We start from the raw sequence: 25,493 nt of genomic DNA on the forward strand, positions 1-25,493 counted from the left end.
CCTGTCTTCAATAAATAAGATGAACTTATTATTGAAGGAACAGGCTAAAGAATGCCAGAGTGTTATACGTTCATATGTGATCAGACGCTTCACAGTCGTCCAAGGATATCGTCACAAAAATCTGTATTGAGCTTCTATTAATCCATTATAAACACCTTGTTTTTGAATAAGCTCCTCATGGTTTCCTTCTTCTTTAATTTCGCCATGATCCAGAACGATAATGTTATCCGCATTCCGGATGGTTGAGAGACGGTGAGCGACCATAAAGGACGTTCTTCCCTGCAACAATACCTTCAACGCTTCCTGAATTTTAAGCTCTGTTTCGGTGTCGATGCTGGCTGTAGCTTCATCCAGAATCAATATGCGCGGATTAGCAAGGAGCGCACGGGCAAAGGATAACAATTGCCGTTGTCCCATGGATAATACGTTCCCGCGTTCCTCTACTTCAGTATCATATCCACCAGGCAGCTTCATGATGAACTCATGTGCATTGACTGCTTTTGCCGCGTCCTCCACCTCTTCATTCGTTGCATCCAGTCGTCCAAATCGAATATTGTCACGAATCGTACCCGAGAAGATGAAGGTATCCTGCAATACAATGCTGATCTGGCTGCGTAAACTCTCTACCGTTACATCCCGCACATCCTGTCCGTCAATGGTGAGACGTCCATCGGATATATCATAGAAACGGCTGATCAGATTGATGATCGTACTTTTACCTGAGCCCGTATGACCAACAAGTGCAATCGATTGTCCTGCAGCCGCCGAGAAGCTGATCCCCTTCAGTGCCTGTCTGCCCTTCTCGTATTCAAACACAACATTTTCGAATGCGATATCTCCTTTAATAGAAGGAAGCGGCTTCGCACCTGGTTTATCTGCGATACTTGGCTTTTCATCCATGAACTCGAAGATGCGCTCCGATGACGCCATCGCAACCAGTAGCTGATTGTACATCTGTCCCAGACGGTTGATCGGGTCCCAGAAGTTGCCGACATAGTTGGCAAAAGCAACAAGCAATCCCACGGTCAACTGACCTTCCTGAATCAGGTAAGCACCAAACCAGAAAAGAATCAATGTTCCGAAACCGCCGGTAATCTCGATCAGTGGTCCAAAGCCCTGGTTCATTGCTGATGCTTTATCCCATGACTTTTTGCTGGACAGATTCATGTTGTCAAAGTATTTCATGTTTTCTTTTTCCTGTGTATAAGCCTGAGTCACTCGAATCCCCTGAATAGATTCATTCAAGTGGGAGTTAATACGGGAGTTCTTCATGCGCACATCCTGCCAGGCACGACGGATCAGCACCCGCAGTTTGGTCGAGATGATAAACATGATCGGCACCGTAATGATCACGGCAAGACCCAGTTTCCAGTTAATCAACAGCAAGATCACAATGATCCCGAGCAGCTGCACGCAGTCGATCATGACGTTAACTGCACCGTTGGTGAACAGATCCTGAAGGGAGTTAATATCATTCGTAACACGCACCAGTACGGACCCTGCCGGTCTTTTGTCAAAAAAGTTAAAAGACAGCTTCTGAATATGCTTGAACAGATCCGAGCGAAGATCATAAATTACGCGCTGTCCGATTATGTTGGTCAGTTTGATCCGGTACGTATTGGCAGCCCATTGAATGAGATACAACACGAATATGGAGCCTGCGATAAGATAAAGCATGGTCATACTCGGCAACCCGGTTGCCGGTGCAATGGCCCGGTCAATTGCCAGACTGATCAGAAACGGCACGGACAGTTTCGTAATCGTGCCCAGTATCATCATTAGAATAACGAGTGGTAACAGTTGTTTCGCATAAGGTTTCATGTATGCAAACAAACGTCCGAATTCTTTCCAGTTAAACGGCTTTTCAATAATTTCATCGTCCTGATACACAAATCGTTCATTCAGTTTCTTCTCAGAAGCCACTTTGGCCTCGCGCCTGTCTGCTATCGTTTCGGCACTCATGAATTCACCTGCTCCCCAGCCTCCCGCTTACCGCGGGCAATATAATCTGCATATTGAATTTTATAAACATCCTGATATGGTCCAGGCACCTCTATGAGTTCGGTATGTTTGCCACGTTGTACTACGCGACCTTCATCGAGCACCAGAATCTCATCTGCATGTCGTAGTGAAGATATCCGGTGTGCAATAATAAATGTAGTTCTGCCGCGCATGACTTCCTGGAAACCGGATTGAATCTCATGTTCCGTCTCCATGTCCACGGCGCTGGTTGCATCATCGAGTACCAGGATTTTCGGATTTTTCAGCAAAGCCCTTGCGATCGCAATCCGCTGTTTCTGTCCTCCCGATAATCCCATACCACGCTCACCAACCACCGTGTCATATCCGTCCGGGAACTCCATAATGAAGTCATGAGCCTTGGCCAGCTTGGCTGCACGGATGATCTCATCCATGGTGACGTTTTTAAGTCCGTAGGAAATATTATTGCGAATGCTGGATGAGAACAGGAATGTTTCCTGGAAAACAGAAGCGATCTGACTCCGCAAACTGCGGATACCTATATCTTTGATGTTTTTGCCATCGAGTTTGATCGTTCCCGAATTGACGTTATATGCACGCATCAGAAGCTGAATGATGGTCGATTTACCTGACCCTGTTCCCCCGAGGAAACCGATTACAGAACCGGGTGCAGCATCAAAATTAATATCGGTTACCGCTGGCATTTTATTGCCGTAGGCAAAGGTAACGGATTCAAACGTTACATGGCCGTTGACCTGGTCTGCCTCCACAATGACCGGATCTTGCGTTTCTTCCACATCCACTGGCGTATTGAGCAGTTCGAGCACCCGTTCACCTGAAGCTTTGGATTGCGTATAGTTGTTGATATGGAACCCAAGGTTCCACATTGGACCGATTATGTACCAGATCAAACTGAAAAAGGCAACGAGTTCACCGAGTGTCAGCGTCTTCTGTATAACCATTCTTCCACCGATTATCAGCAACAGAACGATACTCACCGAAGCAAGAATCTCCATGATTGGAAAATAGCGACTCCACAATGTTGCGGCATGAATCTGATTTGTTTTGTAACGCTCATTGCGTGTGGAGAATTTCTCCACTTCATATGGCTCACGTGCAAAGGATTTTACTGTACGTACGCCAGTGATATTCTCCTGTACCGCTGTCGTCAGTGAACTGAGCGCCAGCCGCATCTCCTGAAATGCAGGGTGAATTTTGGATTCGAATCTCAGCGCAACGAAGGCAAGCAATGGGATGCATATGAGTGTGAACAGCGTAAGCTGCCAACTCATGGTCATCATCATGATTGCGCCGAATACGACCATCAATACCATGTTGAGAATCTGGGCGAAACCAAATCCGATAAAGTTACGGATGGCTTCCAAATCTCCCGTGAGGCGGGACATCAGATCACCTGTCTTGGCCGTATCATAATAACGGAAGGATAAAAACTGAAGCTTTTCGTAACATGCATTACGAAGTCTGTACGCCAGGAAGTTACCCAAGCGTCCTCCAAAAAAGCCATGTAAAAACTGCATTCCCGCTTTCAAAATAACTACACCTAACACAGTCAAGGCAATGATGGGAACGTCTTCAAAAGTTCGCGGAACAATGATGTCATCAATCAGTATCCTCAGCATGTACGGATACACTAACCCAAGTGCGGTCGCTAAGGCGAGGAACAAGATTGATACAAATAAATACGTTCGCTTTTCCCAAAAAAAGGTTTGCAGTTGCCTAAGAACATCCATGTTTCTCCTCCTCTTATGTCGTTCAAAAATACTATGAACATTTATGAAGTTTATCACCGTACCCCATTCGCGGCAAAGCGAATAACAGACCATATTCTGCCTGCTTTCAGCTTATTGACGCATAAACGAAGGTAAATGCCCACCTTTCAATCAAATGTTTGAATATTCTCTTTATTTCAGGTTGTTCGTACCAAAAAAAGGCTCCCTATATGCCTTTTCGGCAGGGGCCTTTTTGGGTTGATTTTCGCAACATTTTCAATGTGTTGCTGTATCATTCATTTTGTTTTACAAAGACTTCCAGAGAATACGTGTTATCCCGTGATTTTAACTGCGTTCAATCTGTTCCAGTTGGTTAGACAAGCTGGTCCATTGCTCCGCCGGAATTCCGCTCTCCAGTGTATCTTGAATTCCACTTACCGCCTCGTCCAGACGTTCTTCCAACTGACGGGATTGGTGTTGCAATGATTGACAGAGCTGGTTGTCATAAAACTGAATCAGTTTGTCTTGCGCAGCAGGAAGAACTTCAATGATCATCTGTTTGAGGACCGGATCAAGTGCCTCTTGTAACCGCTGACGCCCATCCCCTTCGAAGAACTGCTTCGGATTACGGAAATAATTCAAATAGTTCTTCCACCCGGACGGTTCTTCCAAACGGACTTCTTCGAGCACAGGTGTACTCCATCGTTCGTTCAGTGGCAGTGACACATCCATGCCCCCAGATAACTGTCTCACCTCGTCTATACATTCCGTAACTTGCTTCATCAGCCAGGTCTGACCAGCCTGTTCGAGTCTGAGGGTTGTGGCGAGCAGTTCCTGCTCCAGTTCAATCGCAATCATGCGCAACAGTTCACGTCCACAGGCCGCAAAAGCGGCCTTCAGATTACCCCGATCCTCCCGAAGCACGGATGGATGAAATGCTTCTGCCATGAATAGACCAAGGCGATAGGCAAGTCGCTGACGCACATGGAAGAGCAATTCTGCTGTTTCCTGTGACAATTCTTCCTTCATGGATCGCTCTGCAAGCCGCTGTATGCGCTGGCGTGACTGTCCCTGAATGGCCCCTAGTTCATCTCGCCGCTGCTGCAATGCTTCTTCGCCCTGAGCCGCATCCTCCGCACGCTTCTTCAGTCGCTGTATAACACGTGCCATCTCTTCGGAAGCACCACCGACAGCAAGATCGGCTAATTCTCTGCCTGCAAATTGATTGAACTCTTCCTCAAACCGGATAAAACCGGATTGCTCAAGCAGCTTCGAATCCCCAGCCATCTTGCCTTCCATCGCCAGTATACTGGATACCGGGAAGAGTCGTGGTGCCCGAATTCCATTACTGCGCAGTTGGGTGCTCACATGATCGAGAACCTGCTCCAGTTCTTCCTCGGAGGAAGACAGGTCACTGGCATTCACGACAAAGAACATCTGATCCATGGCAGAACTGTCTTTGACACGTCCCAGCTGGTTCAGGAACTGCCGATCGCCTTGTGAGAAAGCATGGTTGTAATACGTTACAAAAATGAGTGCATCTGCATTCTTCATATAATTGAAGGTCACGCCCGTATGACGGGCATTCACGGAGTCCGCACCCGGCGTGTCCACCAGTACGATTCCCTGTTCCGTCACATCACAGCTGTAGTACAGGTCGATACTGTCTACAAAACAGGACTTCTTCTCATTCGCTACAAAATTGCGGTAGCCGTTCAGATCCACCAGCACATCCTGACCCAGTTGGTCCGCTGTCTCTTCCCAACCAGCTGCCGCTGCCTGCAAAAAGCTGTAATGCGGACGCCCCGCCGGATGTACATCCTGTGGCGAGAGGGATTTCACTCGCTTCTGCCACTCCGCTCCAGGCTCCCCAAGTCCAAGCAAACGGAAGGAATAGGCGAGGTCTTCCTGGAAGGCGTCCCGGGTCTTCATGCGGACCCGGGCTGTTCCATGCTCCGCGCCCCCGGCAGGAGCCATGATCCGGTTAATCGCCGCAGTTGTTGGATGCGGCGAGACGGGTAGTACGGCTTCGCCCAGCAATGCGTTGGCGAAGGAGGATTTGCCGGCGCTGAATGCTCCGAACAGCGCCAGTGTAAACGTGCCGCCCGCAAGCGAAGCCGCGCGTGCACGCAGATCCCGTACCGCCGACCCCATGGCGGGGTACGGCTCCACCAGCGCAGCAGCGGCTTCGAGCCGTGCCGCTGCTGCGTCCAGGCGTCGGCGGCGCTGTGCGCCAGCCGCCGATGGCCCAGGCACCGCCGCCGCGATTGCGCGCTGCGCTGGCGGTGCCTCTGGCGTCTGTGGCTGCGCAGCCACAGACGTTGACGTGCCCGCAAGCGTACCGGGAGCTTCGCCCGGTTCAGGCACCGCGGGCACGTGCGGGCCCTTCACCTCCGGCAATAGCCCGGAGGGGAGGGGGCCCGCATCGGGCAGCAGGCTGCGCAGCCCTGCTGCCTCTGCGGCGGCGCTGCGCTGGAGCGCCGTGTAGCGCGCCGCCGCCGCAGATTGCGCCAGCAGCGCTGCGCGGCTGGCGTCCAGGGCCTGGAGCGCGGCTTCGCCTTGCGCAGCCAGCACTTCCAACATGCGATCGGCCAGCATCATGGCCGACCTGCGATAGCGGGCCTCAATCTCGCCCCGCACATCTTTACTGAATTGAATCACATACTCTGGAGAAACTTCCGCACTGGCACTGCGTTTTATCTCCAATAGTGCTTCATCTACAGCAGGCAGTTCCGTATTGAGCGCCTGCTCCCACTCCGCTCCCCATAACTGATGGGATTCACCCAGCTGCCTAAGCATCGTACGAATATGTACTTCCACTTGTCCGGAAGCCTGATCCTGTAATAGCCGTACCAGCTCAGAAGAACGGCGCTGTTTCTCCTGCTCGGTTTTGCCGCCTGAGAACAATAAGCCTACCCTGAACCCCGGTTTACGGCTCTCCAAATAGGCAGCAGCCGACGTACGAATATCCGCAGGAGTAAGATTTGCATTTGCCAGAAGAGGTTCCAGTTCTGCCCTGAACTTCTCACGCGCTCGCGAAGGCCCGGTACGAATATCTGCTGCTTGTTGATCGAGAAGCTCCAGCTCCCGTTCCAAGCGTTCAATCCCTTCCTTGCCACCGATCTCATCCAGGAGGGAATTCTCTTCATCCTCGCGTTTCTCCGCTTGTCTCGTCAGGTGTTGCTCTGTTACATGATTGGCCGAACTTGCCAAACTGTGCTTAATTAACGCTTCCTTCTCTTGCATCATGTGTCCAATGAGTTCCGGAAGCACATCCCACTGGTTGTAGCGATGCTCCTTGTCGCGAAGGGAAGTAAACAACAGTCCGTCATATCTGACTTCCCAGGCCGCAAATATAACTTCGACACCTTCGGTATATTGGTCAAAAGAAAGCTCACGTTCCCGATGCTTGTCGATCTGGTTCACGATCAAAAACAACGGTTTGCCCCAATCTGACAGACTCTTGGCAAATGAAAGGTTTGTCTCGGACTGAACATGATTATAGTCCATGACATAGAACACTACATCCGCCAGATGGAGCGCAGAATGGGTTGCGAGACTGTGTCCCCGATCTGTTGAATCCACACCTGGTGTATCCAGCAGAACAGCATCATCTTTCAGCAGCGGAATATTATCCCATACCTCAATTGAGCTGTAAGCTCCACCATTTTTGCAATACGCCTCCAATTCCTCTGGAGAAACTTCAAGTGTTCCTGCTCCATTGTCAGCGCTTACGTTTGGAGTAGTATAAATAAGTGCTCTCGGCTTACCATTACGTATGGATACCACATTTGCACTTGTTGGCACGGGACTTGAAGGCAGCACCCGCTTGCCACACAAACTGTTGATGAGACTCGATTTGCCTGCAGAGAAATGACCACAGAACGCAATCGTCAGATGTTTCGTTTCCGCCTTGCTGATTAAATCCGTTAAAGCCTGTACAGCCGTATGGTTCCCTGTCTGCTCCATCGCTTCACGCAGCGGAAGCAGAGGTTTGGCCATTTCTTTTGGGTAATCTGTTCTGGACATGACTGGCCTTCCCCCTGGCTCCTCTAATTTGACATCCGTTTCGACGTCTATCTCTTTTACAACATTTATTTTAACATTATCAAGTTTGAATTTGAACGGTTGGAATTGAATATACATAAATGAACGTATAAATCTATAATCTAAAAAAAATAAAACCGAACAAGTCGGTTTTATCTGTAATACGTTTTATATTCGGCATTTAGCAAAATGCTTACGCCAAGTGTCTGTTGCATGAATGCGATGCGATCACCTTAACCACAATGATCCTCATAACATTAATGCAACAGAACCAATAGTTTAATCATTTCTTATGAAACTGCGTTCTCCATGGAAGGCAGCAGAATTTCAAATACTTGTCCATGTTGCAGAATTGTGATGTCTCTGCCTTTGTCTCTCATGACAACAACTTCTGGTTTAACGGACATACGCTCCAGATAATGTTCAGGCACGTCGCCAGAATGGCTTACTGTGATGCCTTCTACTTCTTTTTCTTCATTCTCAGCCATTTCCTGTTCAACGATTTGTTCAAAAATATCGGAGAAGGCCTCAAAATTGTCAGTGTACACGGAAATGCATTTCATGATTATTCATCCTTTTCTGCTCATTAATTTATTTTTCGTTTTCGGGTGGTGACACGTTCCTTATCTTTCCTGATTTGGGACGTTTTCATACGTTTTTTCCCTTCCCTGCATATGTCCAGCAATGGACAGATATGACACGCAGGGTTCTGTGCCTTGCAATGGTAGCGTCCAAAAAATATAAACCGGTGGTGAGTTAAAGTCCACTCATCCCGGGGTACGCGCTTCATTAGTTTCTTCTCGACTTCAAGTACGGAGTCATCCCAACCTGCAAGCGCCAGCCGCTTGGATACTCGTTCAACATGAGTATCTACTGCAATTGCCGGTACTCCAAATGCGTTGGAAACAACTACATTCGCGGTTTTCCGCCCGACACCTGGTAACGTCACAAGCTGATCATGTTCCTGTGGTACATCGCCGCCATACTGCTCTATTAAAATTCGGCACATGTTCTGAATATGCTTGGCCTTGTTCCGATACAAACCAATTCGCCGAATATCCTGTTCCAGCTCTTCGAGAGGAACCGCCAGATAATCTGCTGGGCTTCTGTATTTTTGGAACAAATCTGCAGTTACCTTGTTCACCGTTTCATCGGTGCACTGGGCAGACAAAAGGACAGCTACCGTCAATTCAAATGCATTGCTGTGATTTAATTCGCAATGTGCATCAGGAAACATTGCTTCCATAGTTTCGAGTATATGTCTAACCGTCGCTGCATTCATGAAGAGCTACCTCCCACAAAATGACTCCATTCTGAGGAGCCTTACTTCGAAGCTTCATCCAAGTGCTTTGCGGGGACCCCCAAAAAGCTTGCAAAAAAAACGTCTTGATGCGGGAAAGATCCCGTATCAAGACGGTCATTCTTTTGATCCTCGAAAAGAAACGATTACTGTTTTTGAATCTCCAGAATAACATTGTTCAGGAGATACAATACAATATTATCATTATCTCTGAGAGATTGCACGCTTAAAGTATTGTCACCCTGGTGAACAAATACACTTGATCCGAGTGCAAAACGATAGTTCGTGTCTGCTGTCGTTTCCCGTTTAACCAAAACCTGGTTACCAACGCCATCATAAGACCAGAATTGTTTGCTCATGACAGTCAGTACTCTGAAGCGTGTGGAATTATCCGTATCTTTTGTCATTTCCACACGATCCCCGACCGTAAGACTAGTCAGTGAAGTTAAGGTGGAGCCAGATTTTACGACTTTAACAGAACCGCTAACAGGCACGGTTTCAGTCTGGCCGTTAAACTGCTTGAGCGTTACAGATGAAGCATCCACCGCTGTAACTTCAGCCAGCGTACGCTTCACGACTTGAACCGCTTTTGGCGTAGCTCCTTCGAACGTTACATTAATCAGGTTGCCTGCTGTCAGTTGTGAAGGCATGATTGTCTGACCACTCTCTCCTGTCAGTACCGCTTGATCCACGTAGAACTGACTTGTTAACAGATCCGATTTCACTCGAATACGACTATTCGCTTCCAAGGCAACCACTTCGAATTGAGCCACAGTGTTCAGTGCAACCTTCTGCACCACATCCTGATTTGCTCCAAGCGTTACGGTCACTTTGTCACCAATCTTCAAATCTCCCAGACTTGCGCCGGATTTATTATAGATCTCAACCGTAGGAGCGGTAGTATAAGGCACTGTAATCGTCTGATTACCAGACAACAAACTGATTTTTTTGCCCGATGTGTCAATGTTGCTGATCGTACCTTCGTACTTGTAAATCACTTTAACGGACAACGCACGTGTTCCCACATAGGTCAGATCCAATTTGCGACCATCATTTAGGAGCGACTCCAGACCAGCGAGTGTAGGTTTCGTCGTATTGTAGTCCAGTTTGGTTTTCTCATCCAATGTAAATACAAACGGCTTTTTGTTGTTGTCCAGCACAGTAAGTACCTTTGTTTTACTGTTGTACGATACAACCGTTACCCCGTTCATGGGCTCCATCTGACGTCCAATCACCTGAATACGCGTCACCTGGTCGTCTGAGTTCAATGTCAGCTCCACCTGATCCCCGTTCGTTGCATCCGTGATGAGATCATTCAGCGTTGCATCCTGAATGCCATTAATAATGACTTCCGGCTTTTCAGTCAGCAATTTCGCCTCAAGGGAACCCCCTTCACGTTTGAACGTTAACGTGGACTGGTTGCCACCGATCTCAACCAGTGTTCCGCGCACAGATTGCTCCACACCTTGAGACAACTCAATCGTTTGCACGATGCTGTCTTTCACGGTATATTTCACCGCACTACCCGCTTTAAGATCAGCCACTGACAGGATACGGTTTTGATATGTGATAAGCAGACTGTCATTGTATGCAAACTGCTCTGTAGCACCCGCTGCATTGACAAGTTTGATCGTTTTGCCAGAAGTAGAAACTTCAGCAATTACGCCATTGTCACTTTTGTTAACAATGCCGGATTTCACACGAATAGCAACTGTTTTTTTGTCAACCGAGAATGTCTCACGCTGTACTTCAATGATGCTATCAGCTGTAATATCGGACAGTTTGATTGCATTACCATTCTGATCGATGAATGCAGTTGCCTCATCATAACTGTACGTTTCGTAATTTTCTCCCACAAAGATACCAATCTTATTACCAGACAATGAACGCGCAAAAGTACCTTCAACGCTTTCCACCTGCGGTGTAGCATCAACGACTTCCACATAGGAAGCCCCACCTGCCGAACCTACAACCATAACTTTCGTATATAACTTCACATCTGTGGATGAGGCACGAGTTTCACTGTCTTTCGTAAAGTAAGGTGTACTGCTGTTCACTGCGAAGTTAACGGCTTTGCCGTCCACAACCAGCGTGATCTGCCCATCTTTCAATCCAGTCACATAACCCGTGGATGTGTTCGGATACGTTGTATCCGTTAACGATTCGCCACGACTGAAGAAGGTAGCCAGTTGAGCACGGGTTACGGAACCGGTTGGATTGAATTTGTTGCCTTCCACACCTTTGGCCAGATCCAGGCTAACAGCCAGATTGACATAACCTTTACCACTTTCGGAGATACTTGCATTATCAGCAAATCCGGTAGATTGATTGTTTTGTGCCTTCGCTTCAGCATCCTTGTCCAATGAACGGATTAACAATTTCGTAATCCATTCCCGTGAAGCCGGTTTTTGGCCCCATGATGTCTTGGATACATCCACCGTTGATTCTTCCGTCTTGTCAATCAGCCCCAGTTGAAGTGCCAGCGCGACATATGGCTTGAAATAATTCCCCACTTCCATGTTTGTCGGTAATGCCGCAGCCGTGTCGGTATTCAACTGGCCCTCTTGATTCATAAAACGGATTGCCATCGTTACAGCTTCTTGCTGTGTTACCGCGTCTCCTGGACGGAACAGGCCGTTATTACCGAGAAGAATGCCTTGATAAGCCAGTTTGTACACATGTTTTTCAGCCCAATATCCGACCTTGATGTCACTGAACAAACCAGTTGGTGCAGCCGTGTTCGTTACTGCAGCAGTCTGACCCTGCCCCGTTTCTGTTGATTCTGCTGCCATGGCAGCTCCGCCGGCGCTAAGGGCCATCATGCCTGCAAGCACGGCTGATACTACTTTTTTAGAGTGTGATGTATGGTTATATTTAAAAGTCACCTATGATTCCCCTCTCTCATGTAAAACGACCCATATTCCGTGAATTCACGGTACATCAGTATGCTGTACAGCCTATTCGGATCTTGTCATTGGATGTTCAAGATCCACATGGCCCATCAGACTCTCGGACTGCTGACCATCCACCAGTAAATCAAGTGATTTCACTTCATCAAACTGGAAGAATGTTTGTTTCAAAGCATCCAGTGCATAGGATTCTCCACCTGCACCAAGACGTGCCGTATCTGGCATATGAATATCCAGCGTAAGTGCTCCATCTTTGAACTGCACAGATCTCAATTCAATCTCTTTAGCCCACAATGGAACTAGTTTATTGTCTTTGCTCTGTTGCAATGATTCAAAGGCAGCCTTATACTTGGCATCCTCCGATGCATATGAAATCTCTGCCGAAGCTTTGTGCAACTCCAGCTCTTCTTCATCCGTATAGAATACAGTGATCGTTTTCTTTTCATTGCCTTCGGAAGTTGCTGGCGTTTCCGTAGACGTTTCGCTTGGCGGAGTAGTTGTAGTCGCTTCCTCCGAGCTGCCTTCTGTGGATTCTGTAGGTGTTGTGTTCTCTTCAGGTTCAGCAGTTACCGGTTCGGTAATTGTTTCGCCTTCAACCTCGGTCACATTGGTTTCGTTTCCTGCGCCTTGCGTCTGATTCGGAGCAGCTGTTGGCTTGCTTCCACATCCAGCAGCAACTGCCATAACCGTTACCAGCAAAGCTGCAATCCATATTTTCTTGTTCATTCTAACTCAGCCTCCTCAACATAAGGGCTTGTCCCTTATTGAATTCCCAGATACTCCTTGATTCCTGCAACAATCCCTTTGGCAACGCTGTTCTGGAAACTCTCCGTGAACAGGGCTGCTTCGTCACTCTTGTTGCTAAGGAAGCCACCTTCCAGCAGAACTGCTGGCATTGTCGTTTCACGGGTTACATGGAGACTTGCCGTTTTCACTCCACGATCTTTCAGTCCGGAAGACTGCAAAAGATACTTGTGCATTACAGTAGCAAGTTCTTTGCTGTTGGAGCGTGTATAGAATGTCTCTACACCGTTCGCAGCAGCAGGGCCACTGTTAGCATGAATGGAGATGAAAATATCCGCTTTTATGTCTTGTGCAATCTTCACACGTTCTTTCAATGCCAAAAATGTATCATCGCTGCGTGTTAACACAACGTCAATTTTGGATTCTTTTTTCAACAAGGCTTCCACTTTCAGAGCCATTGCCAGATTGAAGTCCTTTTCACGTTTACCAGTTACACCGATTGCCCCCGGATCCTGATCTCCGTGACCTGCATCGATAACGACAACTTTCTTGCCATTATCACCAACTGGAGGAGCAGGTGTACCACTTTGATTGTCAAGATTAATCATGATCAGTCCGGAATCATTTTGCACACTGTACCCTTTCGAACTCGACAGATCGATCACAAAACGAAGTGTAGATGGACTGTTGCTGTATAACGAGTAGCGAATCTTAGACACATCCGGATAGCCGCTAACGACGAGTTGTCCATTCTGGTTGCTGTCTAGAGCCTGTCCTTCACTGAATGAATCAGCAAATGCGGTATTCGGCAAGTCTATAACGATTCGATCCGGTCCTGTCATCGTGAAGACGTTCGGCTTCGTACTTCCGCTTGTTGCTATCATGAGGCGGTTGTCGCTGAAGCTGATGCCGTTCACCAGTACAAGACCTTCCTGATCCGATCCTCCGCCTTCATTGCCAGAGTTCGGAGGAGTGGTTGTCCCGTTTCCGGAACCTGAATTCTGGGTAACTAATGTTACCGTCTTCGTGGTATTGTTCCAACCCACCTTAAGGCCCATTTCCTCACCAATAAATCGGAGAGGCACAAGTGTAGTACCGTTTTTCACGAGTGGCGGGGCATCCAGGTTTACGTTACTGCCGTTCACCGTTGCCGTCTTCTGTCCAACAATCATCTGCATGGCAGTGTTGTCTTTGCTGATAGTCACCGTTTGCGTTTGCTGCTTCCACTCCACGCTATATCCAAGATTCTCGGACACAACCCGGATCGGAACCATCACCTTGCTGTTGATAATTTCCGCTTTTGTATCCGATGGCTGTACGATTTCTTTTCCGTCTAGGATAATTTTCGTGTCTGTTGCTGCGTGACTATAGCCCGGGAATACGAGCCCAAAGACAAATAACAGTACCAAAAAACCGAACTTCTTCATCCTTCACCCCTACCATTCTCATATTTTTTTGCCGCATGTTGTCATTTTCCAACTCCGACTGACCGCTTGGGCATTACCAGACACCTATTAGACGCCCCTCGCGCTCAAAAGTTGCGAATATATTCCAACATAACAGAAAAAAAACGTTGTCAGATCAAGCTTTTTTTACATTTTAATGTCTTCTTTTTTCCTTATTTATCAAATATACATCTCTAAACAACGTACTACCCTAACCTTCATATTTGCGCACAATTCAATTTACAGTCCCAAAAATTCAACGATTCCGTCCACAATCGCCTGTGCACATTTGTCCTGGTATTCTTCTGTGAGCATGACTGCTTCATCCGTTGGGTTACTTAAAAAACCTAATTCAAGTAACACTGCAGGCATGGTTGTTTCACGGGTCACATGCAGACTCGCCGTTTTAACCCCACGATCCTTGAGTCCTGTTATCGGCAAAACATATTTGTGAAGAGTATCAGCCAAAGTCTTGCTTTCCTTGCGGCTGTAGAGCGTTTCAACGCCATTTGGTACGGGTGTTGTAAATTTGTTTCCATGAATGGACACAAAAATATCTGCCTGATTCAATTCAGCAATATCTACGCGCTGTTTAAGAGAAAGCTCTGTATCATCCTGGCGTGTAATGACCGTTTGAATATTTTGGTATTGTTGCAGGATTGCCTGTACCTTCAGCCCTACAGCCAGATTGAAATCCTTCTCATAAGCTCCTGACAGACTCACTGCACCCGATTGACGACCACCATGTCCCGGATCAATGACCACAATCGTTTTACCATCATTCGTAGGTACTGCCGGTTGGCTTGTCGGTTCTCCACTCGTGGCTGTCAGGTCAACGAGCAAGACATTGTTATCTCCAACAGACCATTTGGCTGTAGCCGTCTGATTCAGATCCAGAACGACACGCACGGTAGAAGGCGATTTACTGAACATGGCATACCGGACTTTGGAAACTATTGATGAATCCGTAACGAGAATCTGTCCACTGCCATCCGGGTTAGAGGCTTGTCCCTGAATGAATTCCTGAGAGAATGTCGCTGAAGGCAGATCAACAATAATTCGGTCTGGCCCACCAATACTGGATACTTTGGGGCTAATATTACCGTTTGTTGCTACAATCAAGCGATCTCCGCTGAAGCTGATGCCTTGAAGTTCTGTCAAACCATCCGGGACAGGTGCCTCGACGGGGTCACTGTCACCTTCCGTTCCAACTACGGGAGGAATACTAAATAGGCTTACTGTCTTGGTTCCATTGTCCCAGCCAACACGCAGACCCATGCCTTCCCCAACAAAGCGTAGCGGAACAAGCGTAGTTCCCTGTTTGATCAGTGGGGGCGAATCCAAGTTCACCACGTTTCCATTCACTGTAGCTGCATCTTTGCCAGCCGTCATTTGAATCATACTGTTTCCTTTTTGAACCTGGACTGACTGAGTTTCCTTCTCCCACTTCACCTTATAACCCAGGTTCTCGGATACAATTCGAATTGGAACCATGACCGTTTTCCCGATATTCTCTGCAGGTGCACCCGTCTGCTGGTTAATGGTTACACCGTCCAGTACAATCGAGGGAGTGGTGTCTGCATGGGCCATGACTGGGAATAAACATAGGAACAGAAGAAAAACGACTGCTGCCGACCATTTTTTCATACCTCATCCACCATTCTTTTTGTCTTTTGAACATCCGACCTGATTCTCTGCAGCGTAACATCAATGACGCTATGTAACCTTCCATAATCTACTAATCAGTTTATCAGATATTGTCTGATCATCCGGTTACAACGTTGTCATATTTAGTCGGAAATAAGATGATAAAAGGATATCACATGAAGCCATGTTCACCTTCTTTCATGAATGTATATCGATTTCGTTTCAATGATGTCATATATAGATAACTTATTGAATATAATTTATTTTCTGAAATACAAAAAGCTTCTGTCTCACTGATCGGAACAAGGTTCCTTCCGGGAGTCAGAAGCTTTTTGCTATAAGATACTTTAGAGATTAACCGAACAATTTTGCCGCGTGGCGTTGTTCGTAAGCAGCGATTTCATCATCATGTTGAAGAGTCAGACCGATATCGTCCAATCCTTGCAACAGGAATTGACGACGGTGCTCATCCAGATCAAAATCGATATGCAGTCCGTATGCATCAGTAATCGTTTTGTTTTCCAGATTCACATTCATCTCATAGCCTTCATGTGTTGCTGTACGCTGGAACAGGTCTTCAACCTGCTCTTCCGACAGCTTGATGGGCAAGATTCCGTTTTTAAAGCAGTTATTATAGAAGATATCCGCAAATGATGGTGCGATGACACAACGGAATCCATAGTCCATAATCGCCCATGGCGCATGCTCACGGGAAGATCCACAGCCAAAGTTGGCACGTGAGATCAGGATGGATGCTCCCTCGTAACGAGGTTTGTTCATTTCGAAGGAAGCATTGTTGTTACCCTCTTCATCAAAACGCCATTCATAGAACAAAAATTGTCCAAATCCGGTACGCTCAATCCGTTTCAGAAACTGTTTCGGAATGATTGCGTCTGTATCTACATTGACCCGGTCTACCGGTGCAACGATGCCTTGTAATGTTTTGAATTCTTCCATATTAAACGTTCTCCCTTCTGTCTGTTATTGGTTAGATCGCAGCTTCCGTTTTGAAATTCCAGTCCCGTACATCCACAAAGTGGCCCTTAACTGCTGCTGCTGCTGCCATTGCCGGAGACACCAGATGCGTACGTCCTCCACGTCCTTGACGTCCTTCAAAGTTACGATTGGAAGTCGAAGCACAACGTTGTCCTGGCTTCAATACATCCGGGTTCATCGCCAGACACATGCTGCATCCCGCATCACGCCATTCAAATCCGGCTTCCGTGAAGATTTTATCCAAACCTTCTTGTTCTGCCTGGATTTTGACACGTCCCGAGCCTGGTACAACAATCGCTGTAACCCGACTGGATACCGTGTGACCTTTAGCCACTTGTGCTGCTGCACGCAGATCTTCGATCCGACCATTGGTGCAAGAACCGATAAATACATAATCAATTGGAATCTCGGCGATTGGTGTTCCCGGTTCAAGTCCCATATATTCAAGCGCTTTTTCAGCCGCTTTACGTTCGTTTTCTGTAGGCAATTCAGCCGGAACAGGAACTTTCGAAGAAATGTCAGTTCCCATGCCAGGGCTTGTTCCCCAAGTTACTTGCGGAATCAATGTTTCCACATCGATTTCAACCACATGGTCGAACTCGGCACCTTCATCTGTTACAAGCTGTTTCCAACCTGCTACAGCTTCATCAAACTTTGCATCCGCTGGTACGTATTCACGTCCACGCAGATATTCGAATGTTGTTTCATCCGGAGCGATCAATCCTGCTCTTGCTCCACCTTCGATGGACATGTTGCAGACCGTCATACGCTCCTCCATGCTCAACTCACGGATGGACTCACCTGTGTACTCAATAACATAACCTGTTGCAAAGTCTGTACCGTATTTGGCGATGACTGCAAGGATCATATCCTTCGCGGTTACCCCCGGGTTACGTTTGCCGACAAAACGAACTTCCATCGTTTTGGCTTTCGCTTGTTGCAAACATTGAGTTGCCATAACGTGCTCGACTTCACTTGTTCCGATTCCGAATGCCAGTGCGCCAAACGCACCGTGTGTGGACGTATGACTGTCACCACATACAATCGTTTTACCCGGGTGAGTCAGACCCAGCTCAGGTCCCATAACGTGCACAACGCCTTGATCAATGGTGTCCAGATCATACAATTTCACGCCGAAATCACGGCAGTTTTGCGAAAGTGTATCAATTTGTTGTTTGGAGATTGGATCTGTGATGTTGAAGCGGTCTTTCGTTGGAACGTTGTGGTCCATTGTCGCAAATGTCAGCTCAGGGCGACGAACTTTACGTCCACTCAGACGAAGACCTTCAAATGCCTGCGGAGAAGTTACTTCGTGCACCAGATGCAGATCGATATACAGAATGCTTGGTTTGCCTTCTTCTTGATGAATCACGTGATTTTCCCAAATTTTCTCAAACATCGTTTTTTTACTCATCATTTTCACCTCATCATAAGTTCGGTCCTTGGAAGAGCCTCGTGTTTTCCTCTAAAAAGTGAAGCTCTTGAATGACATAAATATATCACCCTGTCCTTCATTGTTCCAAGATATAATATCTATAGATGTAATAGGTTTAACCTATAATGAGAGAAAAGCAAACAAACCACTGCTTAGTGAAGAGGTTTCAATTGATAACAATTATCATTATCATATAAGTCTTATACTACGTTCCCGCTTCTTCGCTGTCAATGCTTTTTATCTAGAACATAAAAAAACAGCCCTGCATCCAGAGCTGCTTTCCTACTTTCTTATAAGAGTGCTTGTCCTACTAACGTATTACAAACCGTTATTCGCAATCACATCTTTGTACCAATAGAAACTCTTCTTGCGTTTTCTCTCCAGTGTTCCATTGCCGTCATTATCCTGATCTACATAAATAAAGCCATATCGTTTCTCCATCTCTGAAGAAGAATAACTAATCAGATCAATCACTCCCCAACTGGTATAGCCCAGCAGTTCAACACCGTCCAGAATCGCCTCATGCATCTGTTCAATGTGAGAGCGGAAATAATCAATACGATAATCATCCTGAATGCTACCATCAGCTTCAATCGTGTCTACCGCTCCAATCCCATTTTCAACGATAAACAAGGGCACCTCGTAACGGCTGTACAGTTCATTCAGTGAGATGCGCAGACCTACCGGGTCAATCTGCCAGCCCCAATCATTGGTTTGGAGATACGGGTTCTTCACCCCTCCAGTTGTATTGCCACTCACCTGCTCCAATCGGTCGCCATCCACACTTGATACCAGGGACATATAATAACTGAATGAGATAAAGTCCACAGTGTGTAATTTCAGAATCTCCTCATCTCCCGCAAGCATATCGAGGTTAATCCCTTTTTCGGCAAAAAATCTCTTCGTAAAGTATGGATACGCTCCCCGCACCTGTACATCCGTGAACATAAGATTGAATTGATTATCCCGGGAAGCAACAAGTACGTCTTCGGGATTACATGTATGAGCGTACGTCGTCAACTTGGTAAGCATACATCCGATCTGGGAACCTGGAATGATCTCATGACAGTATTTCACTGCGAGCGCACTCGCTACAAATTGATGATGCAACCCCTGATATACGGCCTGCTCCACATTTTCGAAACGCTCCGGAACAATACCACCACTCGTAAACGGATGACGAACAATGCTGTCAATTTCATTAAATGTAATCCAATACTTCACTTTGTCCTTATAACGGGTGAACACGGTTTTGCAAAAGTGAACAAAATAATCGACAACTTTCCGATCCGTCCATCCCCCGTGATGATTCACCAGATACATCGGCATCTCGTAATGGGACAACGTAATCAATGGTTCAATCCCTTGTTTCAGCATGCCATCAATAACACGGTCATAGAACTGCAAACCGGCTTCATTCGGCTCTGTTTCGTTGCCATTCGGGAAAATACGGGTCCATGCAATAGATAAGCGCAACGTTTTGAGACCCATCTCCCCAAACAAGGCTAGATCCTCCTCATAACGGTGGTAAAAATCAATGCCTCTGCGTTTCGGATACTCTCTATCCGAGGTAGACTCCATCGCAGTCTTGATCTGTTCTTCATTGATCGCATTGTGTTTCTTATATTCACTCTTGGCCACACCTTTTCGATAGATAGCAATGTCGGCTGTAGATAGACCTTTGCCGTCCACATTCCAGGCTCCTTCCGCCTGATTGGCAGCTATTGCCCCTCCCCATAGAAAATCTTCTGGAAACGTTCTTGTTGTATTGGTCATTGTGTATTCCTCCTTGAACTAACTCTTTAACTTCTGAATTCTTGCTTAATTACGACTCATCACCCGATTGATATGAATAATCAAATACATCATCTCCTCATTGGAGATCGTATGTTCAAACCGGGCTTCTATATAATCCTTGATCAGCAGTACGCAGGCTTCTTCCTGCGGATATTTGTTTGCAATCTGCTCAAAGAGCTCATGATCCTGCGTGTTTAACGTTTTATGCTCAAAAAGCCGTTGAATGAAGAACTGCAAATGGGTCAAAAAGCGTGAATAGTTGATGCTGTGTGTATCCAGCTCCACTTGATAGTGAATTTTGATAATATTGAGTACATCCTTGACTGTACCCGTCATCAGCATGACCTGATTCATATTGTCATCATTCTGCTGGGCATTAACGAGATGAAAGGCGATATTCGCTGCTTCCTCTTCAGGCAAGGAGAGACCAAGCTGTTTTTGAATGAGAGACAGGCCATGCAACCCGATACTGAACTCCTGCGGATAGAACTTTTTCACTTCCCACAGCATTCGGTTCTGGATCGTCATATTGTCCTTGAATCGCTTCATGGCCATATACAGGTGATCCGTTAATGCGACATAGAGATGATCACTCAGATGGCGGGACAATGTATGTTTGGCATGGGAGATGATTTCATCAGCCAGAATCAGATATTCTTTTGGCGTTTCCTTCATCAGGGCGGTGAGATCCAAGGAGATTGTTTCATTTTCAAGGACATAGATCTTCTCGATCTCATCCTCGCCCACGACATCTCCCGGTTTGCTCCTGTAGCCGATGCCTTTTCCCATCACAATAATTTCCTTGTCATCCTCACCGCGTCTGGCAAGAACAATGCTCGAATTCAGTATTTTTATGACTTCCATATCAGGCTGCCTGCCTTTCATTCATATTTCAGCGGTTTATAACACCGTAATTAATGGTTTTCCCGGTCCCGTCATCGCCGCAAATTCATTGCCCAGTACCTCCAGATAATCCGAGGAATTGGTCACAATTACAGGGGTCGTGGTGTCATAACCTGCGGCTTGTATGGCTTCAAGATCAAATTCGATCAGGAGCTGACCATGAGAGATCTGTTCTCCCTCGTTCACTTTTACATCAAAATGCTGGCCTTTCAGTTTCACCGTATCCAATCCTACATGAATCAGAAGTTCTACCCCCTCTACCGATCTCAAACCGATGGAATGTTTAGTACGGAACACCGTCTCAACGGTACCATCAAATGGTGCAAACACCTTGCCAACACTTGGCTGAATCGCCATACCTTGTCCCATGGCCTCTTGTGAGAAGGCTTCGTCCTTCACCTCTCTTAAAGGCAGCACCTTACCTTCCAATGGAGCAAAAACGATCTTTTTCGATTTGATCCCTGTAGATGGCTGGATTTCAGGTTCGCCCCCGGCTTTGGCTGCGGAGCTATCCGCCATCGGCACTGCTGTTGGAACAACATCCTGAAATCCAATGACATATACGGCGACAAACGCGACAATGGCAGAGATCAACATGGTAATGATCGCATAGATAATATTCATATGATCTTCACTGATAAACATGGGCATAGAGGCAATCCCCGGACCCACGGCAGCATATGCCTTGAGATTCACAATACCTGCGAACAACCCAGCGACTCCGGCGCCGATCATGCAGGCAAACAGCGTTTTCTTGAGCCTTAAATGTACACCGTACAGAGCGGGTTCCGTGATACCGAATACACCTGAAATTCCTGCAGACAAAGCGACTTGTTTCAGCTTGATATCTTTGGTTTTGAATGACACCGCCAGTGCGCCTGCTCCCTGCGCCATATTGGATGCCAGCATCGCGACCAGCACCAGTGTCTCGTATCCAGGTGAAGCCAAGGCTGCGAAAATAATAGGATAAAATACTTTATGCATACCGAACATGACAATTAGAGGCATCAATATAGCCATAATGACAACGGTCAACCATCCAATCTTATCCTGAATCCAATAGATCAGGTTGGACATTCCCGTTCCGAGATACATCCCCAGAGGTCCAAGTACAATCAGGGCGACTGGAGCAACAATGAGAATAACAATTAATGGTTTAAGGAAAATTTTGACCGGCCCTGGTGAGATCTTGTCCGCGAACCTTTCAATATAAGACATGAACCAGACCGTTAAAATAATCGGTACTACAGATGTGGCGTATTGTACGGAAGCAACAGGTATGCCAATAAAGGACACCGGATCTTCACCGCCAAGCAGACCAATCATATTCGGGTGTAACATGATGCCACCGAACAGAACGGCAACAAAGGGATTGGTTTTAAATCTATTTGCACTGGAATAGGCCAGTAGAATCGGCAGAAAATAAAAGGCAGCATCCGACATGACACTCAAAACGGTATAGGTCTGGCTCTCTTTGGACATCAGGCCGGTCACGGTCGCCAGTAACAACAGTGCCTTGAGCATGCCCGAGGCAGCAATAGCCGGGATAATAGGTTGGAAAATGCCTGCAATGACGCTGGCAAAGGTATTAAACAGACCTTTGGGGCTGTAATCTGCTTTTTGCTTTTCTTGAACCTCGCCTGATTGCTGGGTATCCACCATCTTGGCAAGTTCATTGTAGACGTATCCGACGTCATTACCGATAATTACCTGATATTGCCCGCCGCTGTTCACTGCGCCAATGACACCATCCAGGCTCTTAATTTCGCTGGTTTTCGCCATATCCGGATTCTTCAGGGTAAGTCTGAGCCTGGTAGAGCAATGAATTACCGTATTGATATTATCATTGCCACCGACCAGTTCCATTATCGATTGAGCTAATTGTTTGTGATTCATGGTGCACCTCCGTCATTTCTTCTTGATGGGAACAAAAAAAGACCTAAAAAGGGTAGGAAAAAGAAACTCTTCCCACCCAATCTAGGTCTTGCCTGCCGAACAGTAACACGCCATCGTTGGATGAACTGTTATTCAATTATATGAACGAAAAAGAAAATAAACATTTGAAATGGTTCCGTGCTGAAGCTTGAAGCTGGCACATATGAAAACGTTGATTTTGTTTTACCCGGGTAAGTGGTTCTCTTAAGCGTTTTCAAAATCAGTATATCAACTCTTCTTATGGAGTGCAAGCGGTTAAGCGAAATTAATGATTTCTTCATCTGTAGTGATATAATGGTGGCATAACGAAAGGAATGACCAATGACGATGGAATTCAGACAACTTCAATATACGCTGCAGATTGCGGCCGAACGCAATTTCTCCCGGGCAGCAGAGAAGCTGCATATTGCCCAACCTTCATTAAGCCAGCAATTATCCAAATTGGAAAAAGAATTGGGTGTACTCCTTTTTCAGCGTAATACAAGTACCGTGGAGTTAACCCATGCCGGTGTTACGTTTGTCGAGCAAGCCCAAAAGATCGTAGATGCCGTGGAGTTATTGCGTCAGGAAATGTCAGACATCTCCCAGCTTCGCAAAGGTAAAGTCGTTGTGGGCAGCATGCCGATCACTGGCTCACACTTGCTCCCACACGTGCTTCCGGCGTTCCAACAAGCTTATCCCGAGATCGAGGTCACTTTATTGGAAGACTCGGGACTTACGCTTGAGAAATTGACAGCAAGCGGCAAAGCTGATCTGAGTCTGCTATCTCTTCCTTTACAAGAGCCAAGCTTGTCTTATGTAACCATTGGAGAAGAACGGATTGATTTGGCAGTTCCCCCGAATCACCCTCTGGCACGCAGGGCAGATCCGGAACATCCGATTCCTGTGCGAATTGAAGAGCTTCGGGATGAACCCTTTGTTGTATTGAAAAAAGGACAGGGTTTCCGCAAACTTACATTTGATCTCTGTGAGCAAGCCGGTTTTGATCCCCAAGTTGTGTTTGAGAGCACCAATATTGAAACCGTTCAGTCGCTGGTCGCCACAGGTATGGGCATTACACTGGTTCCACGCTTTATTGCCCGTGCGCCGCGCAGTGAATTCGTGCCTGTGTATGTGCCACTTGCTGAGCCTACTCCTAGCAGAACACTTGTTGTGGCTTATCGTCAAGGCAGAGTGCTGTCGAAGGCAGCCGAAGCATTCATCCATACGTTTCAACAAACCGTGGCCGAACTGTCAAAGGGAGACTAAGGAATTGCTCTATGGTATAGGTACATTTCATACTGAAACAAAACAAAGGCTTGACCCTTATGGGCCAAGCCTTTGTCATATACTCGTTTCCCGCATCCGCAGGATAGAGTTCTTACATCGCAATCACAGTAACTGGTTACAGTACAATGTTGCTTATTAAGTTGTTAAGCTTCAATGCTAATTTATAATGTTAACGTAGAAATGTACATAAGAAAACTTCATGTTTGGCGGTTTATTTACGCAAATTACGATCGCTTGTCAGCCTGTTTTGCTGATTCATTACACGGCCTTCGTCCTGAACAGTTGAATCAGGGGGTGATAGCCCTCCTGCTCCATTCTCTAAGAATGCCCTTAAGTGATCTTCCCTTGTGTTATCCTGTTCCAGTCTCCTGAGCGTATCTTTCACATGGTTGTCCATTGATTGATCATCCTCCTTGGTGACGGGATAGTTATCATTACCCGCGTCCTGGAAGAATAAACACTTTTTCTGAAGAATTTTATTTCAGTTTTTATTTTTCGCCAAAATAAACGCCAGGTCGACGGTCTTCAAATACGGGAATCCGTCTGCGAACCTCATCTACCAGAGATGGACGAATAATTCCGGTCACGATCTCTTCCCCTTCGCCACCTTCAGCCACAATCTCACCCCAAGGATCAATGATAAGTGAATGTCCGAAAAATTCGGTCTCTCCCCCTTTACCCACACGGTTACAGGCGATCACATACATCTGATTCTCAATCGCTCGTGCTGTAAGCAACGTACGCCAGTGGTGCAGACGAGGGTTCGGCCATTCGGCGGGTACAATCAATGCTTTGGCCCCGTTTAGAGCAAGGGTACGGGCAAGTTCCGGGAACCGGATGTCATAACAGATCGAAGCACCCGCTGTAAGACCGTTCTGCAATTCAAAAATTTCAGGTTCCGCACCTGGCTGTAAATATTTCTCCTCGTCCATCAGACGGAACAAATGTAATTTATCGTATCGTGTTACCTGTTTTCCTTCACGATCATAAGCGTACATTGTATTGTATATTTGACCATCCCTTTTCTCGGCAATTGAACCGCCAACGATGGAAATTTGATGTTTTTGAGCAAAAGCAGACAGCCATTCCCGAGATTTCTGGCCTTCCGGGTCAGCGAGTTCATGAATTTGAGTCAAAGCGTATCCGGTATTCCACATCTCAGGTAACACAGCCAGCCCCAGATCCGGATATTGTTCTACCGCACGCTCAAGCAACGTCTGCATATGTTTATGATTGGCCTCAGGGTCTCCGAGTTGAATATCGCCCTGAATCAGGGCTACACGCATTTCTCCCTGTTGTTTTTCTGTCATGACAAGCACTCCTCTGAACCGTAATACCTGCTATCATAGCTTGATC

17 protein-coding genes are annotated in these 25,493 nt (G+C 46.7%); 1 reads left to right on the forward strand and 16 read right to left on the reverse strand.

Annotated elements, in window-relative coordinates:
• Positions 1 to 111: 111 nt before the first annotated feature.
• The 14 genes from AC1S8V_RS18505 to AC1S8V_RS18570 all read right to left on the reverse strand — a co-directional run bounded on the left by AC1S8V_RS18505 (position 112) and on the right by AC1S8V_RS18570 (position 22,829).
• Positions 112 to 1,962, reverse strand: coding sequence for an ABC transporter ATP-binding protein (locus AC1S8V_RS18505; RefSeq protein WP_482070261.1), 1,851 nt, complete (start codon positions 1,960 to 1,962; stop codon positions 112 to 114).
• Complete coding sequence (locus AC1S8V_RS18510) at positions 1,959 to 3,731, reverse strand: ABC transporter ATP-binding protein (RefSeq protein ID WP_482070262.1); 1,773 nt, start codon at positions 3,729 to 3,731, stop codon at positions 1,959 to 1,961. The genes AC1S8V_RS18505 and AC1S8V_RS18510 overlap by 4 nt, the downstream gene beginning before the upstream one ends.
• A 324-nt stretch (positions 3,732 to 4,055) precedes the next feature.
• Positions 4,056 to 7,739 (reverse strand): dynamin family protein, encoded by a 3,684-nt coding sequence (locus tag AC1S8V_RS18515; RefSeq protein ID WP_482070263.1) that lies wholly within the window; start codon positions 7,737 to 7,739, stop codon positions 4,056 to 4,058.
• Positions 7,740 to 8,047: 308 nt separating this feature from the next.
• Positions 8,048 to 8,320 (reverse strand): hypothetical protein, encoded by a 273-nt coding sequence (locus tag AC1S8V_RS18520; RefSeq protein WP_017687779.1) that lies wholly within the window; start codon positions 8,318 to 8,320, stop codon positions 8,048 to 8,050.
• A gap of 23 nt (positions 8,321 to 8,343) precedes the next feature.
• Positions 8,344 to 9,039 carry an endonuclease III gene (gene nth / locus AC1S8V_RS18525; protein ID WP_036607558.1) on the reverse strand — a complete coding sequence of 232 codons (696 nt, stop codon included), beginning with the start codon at positions 9,037 to 9,039 and terminating at the stop codon, positions 8,344 to 8,346.
• A 164-nt stretch (positions 9,040 to 9,203) separates the two neighbouring features.
• Positions 9,204 to 11,942 (reverse strand): S-layer homology domain-containing protein, encoded by a 2,739-nt coding sequence (locus AC1S8V_RS18530; protein ID WP_482070264.1) that lies wholly within the window; start codon positions 11,940 to 11,942, stop codon positions 9,204 to 9,206.
• 72 nt (positions 11,943 to 12,014) lie between these two features.
• A complete protein-coding gene (locus AC1S8V_RS18535; protein ID WP_482070265.1) occupies positions 12,015 to 12,692 on the reverse strand; it encodes a GerMN domain-containing protein in 678 nt (225 codons plus the stop codon).
• A 35-nt stretch (positions 12,693 to 12,727) separates the two neighbouring features.
• A complete protein-coding gene (locus tag AC1S8V_RS18540; protein ID WP_482070266.1) occupies positions 12,728 to 14,137 on the reverse strand; it encodes an N-acetylmuramoyl-L-alanine amidase family protein in 1,410 nt (469 codons plus the stop codon).
• Positions 14,138 to 14,395: 258 nt separating this feature from the next.
• Positions 14,396 to 15,802 (reverse strand): N-acetylmuramoyl-L-alanine amidase family protein, encoded by a 1,407-nt coding sequence (locus AC1S8V_RS18545; protein ID WP_482070267.1) that lies wholly within the window; start codon positions 15,800 to 15,802, stop codon positions 14,396 to 14,398.
• A gap of 354 nt (positions 15,803 to 16,156) precedes the next feature.
• Positions 16,157 to 16,759, reverse strand: a complete 603-nt coding sequence (gene leuD, locus AC1S8V_RS18550) for a 3-isopropylmalate dehydratase small subunit (RefSeq protein WP_091028995.1) — start codon at positions 16,757 to 16,759, stop codon at positions 16,157 to 16,159.
• A gap of 31 nt (positions 16,760 to 16,790) precedes the next feature.
• A complete protein-coding gene (gene leuC / locus AC1S8V_RS18555) occupies positions 16,791 to 18,212 on the reverse strand; it encodes a 3-isopropylmalate dehydratase large subunit (protein ID WP_458127287.1) in 1,422 nt (473 codons plus the stop codon).
• A 339-nt stretch (positions 18,213 to 18,551) separates the two neighbouring features.
• Positions 18,552 to 20,009: a glycoside hydrolase family 1 protein gene (locus AC1S8V_RS18560; protein WP_482070268.1), complete on the reverse strand. Its 1,458-nt coding sequence runs from the start codon at positions 20,007 to 20,009 to the stop codon at positions 18,552 to 18,554.
• 45 nt (positions 20,010 to 20,054) lie between these two features.
• Complete coding sequence (gene licT / locus AC1S8V_RS18565; RefSeq protein ID WP_482070269.1) at positions 20,055 to 20,894, reverse strand: BglG family transcription antiterminator LicT; 840 nt, start codon at positions 20,892 to 20,894, stop codon at positions 20,055 to 20,057.
• Positions 20,895 to 20,930: 36 nt separating this feature from the next.
• Positions 20,931 to 22,829 carry a beta-glucoside-specific PTS transporter subunit IIABC gene (locus tag AC1S8V_RS18570; protein ID WP_482070270.1) on the reverse strand — a complete coding sequence of 633 codons (1,899 nt, stop codon included), beginning with the start codon at positions 22,827 to 22,829 and terminating at the stop codon, positions 20,931 to 20,933.
• A 366-nt stretch (positions 22,830 to 23,195) separates the two neighbouring features.
• Between AC1S8V_RS18570 and AC1S8V_RS18575 the strand changes: the two genes are divergently transcribed.
• Complete coding sequence (locus AC1S8V_RS18575) at positions 23,196 to 24,116, forward strand: LysR family transcriptional regulator (RefSeq protein ID WP_145322390.1); 921 nt, start codon at positions 23,196 to 23,198, stop codon at positions 24,114 to 24,116.
• A gap of 232 nt (positions 24,117 to 24,348) precedes the next feature.
• On the opposite strand, the gene AC1S8V_RS18580 is transcribed toward AC1S8V_RS18575, so the two are convergent.
• Complete coding sequence (locus AC1S8V_RS18580) at positions 24,349 to 24,534, reverse strand: hypothetical protein (RefSeq protein ID WP_017687767.1); 186 nt, start codon at positions 24,532 to 24,534, stop codon at positions 24,349 to 24,351.
• Between the two features lie 91 nt (positions 24,535 to 24,625).
• A complete protein-coding gene (locus AC1S8V_RS18585; RefSeq protein ID WP_482070271.1) occupies positions 24,626 to 25,447 on the reverse strand; it encodes a carbon-nitrogen family hydrolase in 822 nt (273 codons plus the stop codon).
• Between the last annotated feature and the right edge of the window lie 46 nt (positions 25,448 to 25,493).

This window comes from Paenibacillus sp. B46(2026), assembly GCF_056786355.1.

Bases quoted from the DNA above. Each gene is read 5' to 3' on its own strand.
- AC1S8V_RS18515 (WP_482070263.1), bottom strand. From the start codon at position 7,739: ATGTCCAGAACAGATTACCCAAAAGAAATGGCCAAACCTCTGCTTCCG.
- licT (WP_482070269.1), bottom strand. From the start codon at position 20,894: ATGGAAGTCATAAAAATACTGAATTCGAGCATTGTTCTTGCCAGACGC.
- AC1S8V_RS18535 (WP_482070265.1), bottom strand. From the start codon at position 12,692: ATGAACAAGAAAATATGGATTGCAGCTTTGCTGGTAACGGTTATGGCA.
- AC1S8V_RS18505 (WP_482070261.1), bottom strand. From the start codon at position 1,962: ATGAGTGCCGAAACGATAGCAGACAGGCGCGAGGCCAAAGTGGCTTCT.
- AC1S8V_RS18570 (WP_482070270.1), bottom strand. From the start codon at position 22,829: ATGAATCACAAACAATTAGCTCAATCGATAATGGAACTGGTCGGTGGC.
- leuC (WP_458127287.1), bottom strand. From the start codon at position 18,212: ATGAGTAAAAAAACGATGTTTGAGAAAATTTGGGAAAATCACGTGATT.
- AC1S8V_RS18585 (WP_482070271.1), bottom strand. From the start codon at position 25,447: ATGACAGAAAAACAACAGGGAGAAATGCGTGTAGCCCTGATTCAGGGC.
- AC1S8V_RS18510 (WP_482070262.1), bottom strand. From the start codon at position 3,731: ATGGATGTTCTTAGGCAACTGCAAACCTTTTTTTGGGAAAAGCGAACG.
- leuD (WP_091028995.1), bottom strand. From the start codon at position 16,759: ATGGAAGAATTCAAAACATTACAAGGCATCGTTGCACCGGTAGACCGG.
- AC1S8V_RS18540 (WP_482070266.1), bottom strand. From the start codon at position 14,137: ATGAAGAAGTTCGGTTTTTTGGTACTGTTATTTGTCTTTGGGCTCGTA.
- nth (WP_036607558.1), bottom strand. From the start codon at position 9,039: ATGAATGCAGCGACGGTTAGACATATACTCGAAACTATGGAAGCAATG.
- AC1S8V_RS18580 (WP_017687767.1), bottom strand. From the start codon at position 24,534: ATGGACAACCATGTGAAAGATACGCTCAGGAGACTGGAACAGGATAAC.
- AC1S8V_RS18520 (WP_017687779.1), bottom strand. From the start codon at position 8,320: ATGAAATGCATTTCCGTGTACACTGACAATTTTGAGGCCTTCTCCGAT.
- AC1S8V_RS18560 (WP_482070268.1), bottom strand. From the start codon at position 20,009: ATGACCAATACAACAAGAACGTTTCCAGAAGATTTTCTATGGGGAGGG.
- AC1S8V_RS18575 (WP_145322390.1), top strand. From the start codon at position 23,196: ATGGAATTCAGACAACTTCAATATACGCTGCAGATTGCGGCCGAACGC.
- AC1S8V_RS18545 (WP_482070267.1), bottom strand. From the start codon at position 15,802: ATGAAAAAATGGTCGGCAGCAGTCGTTTTTCTTCTGTTCCTATGTTTA.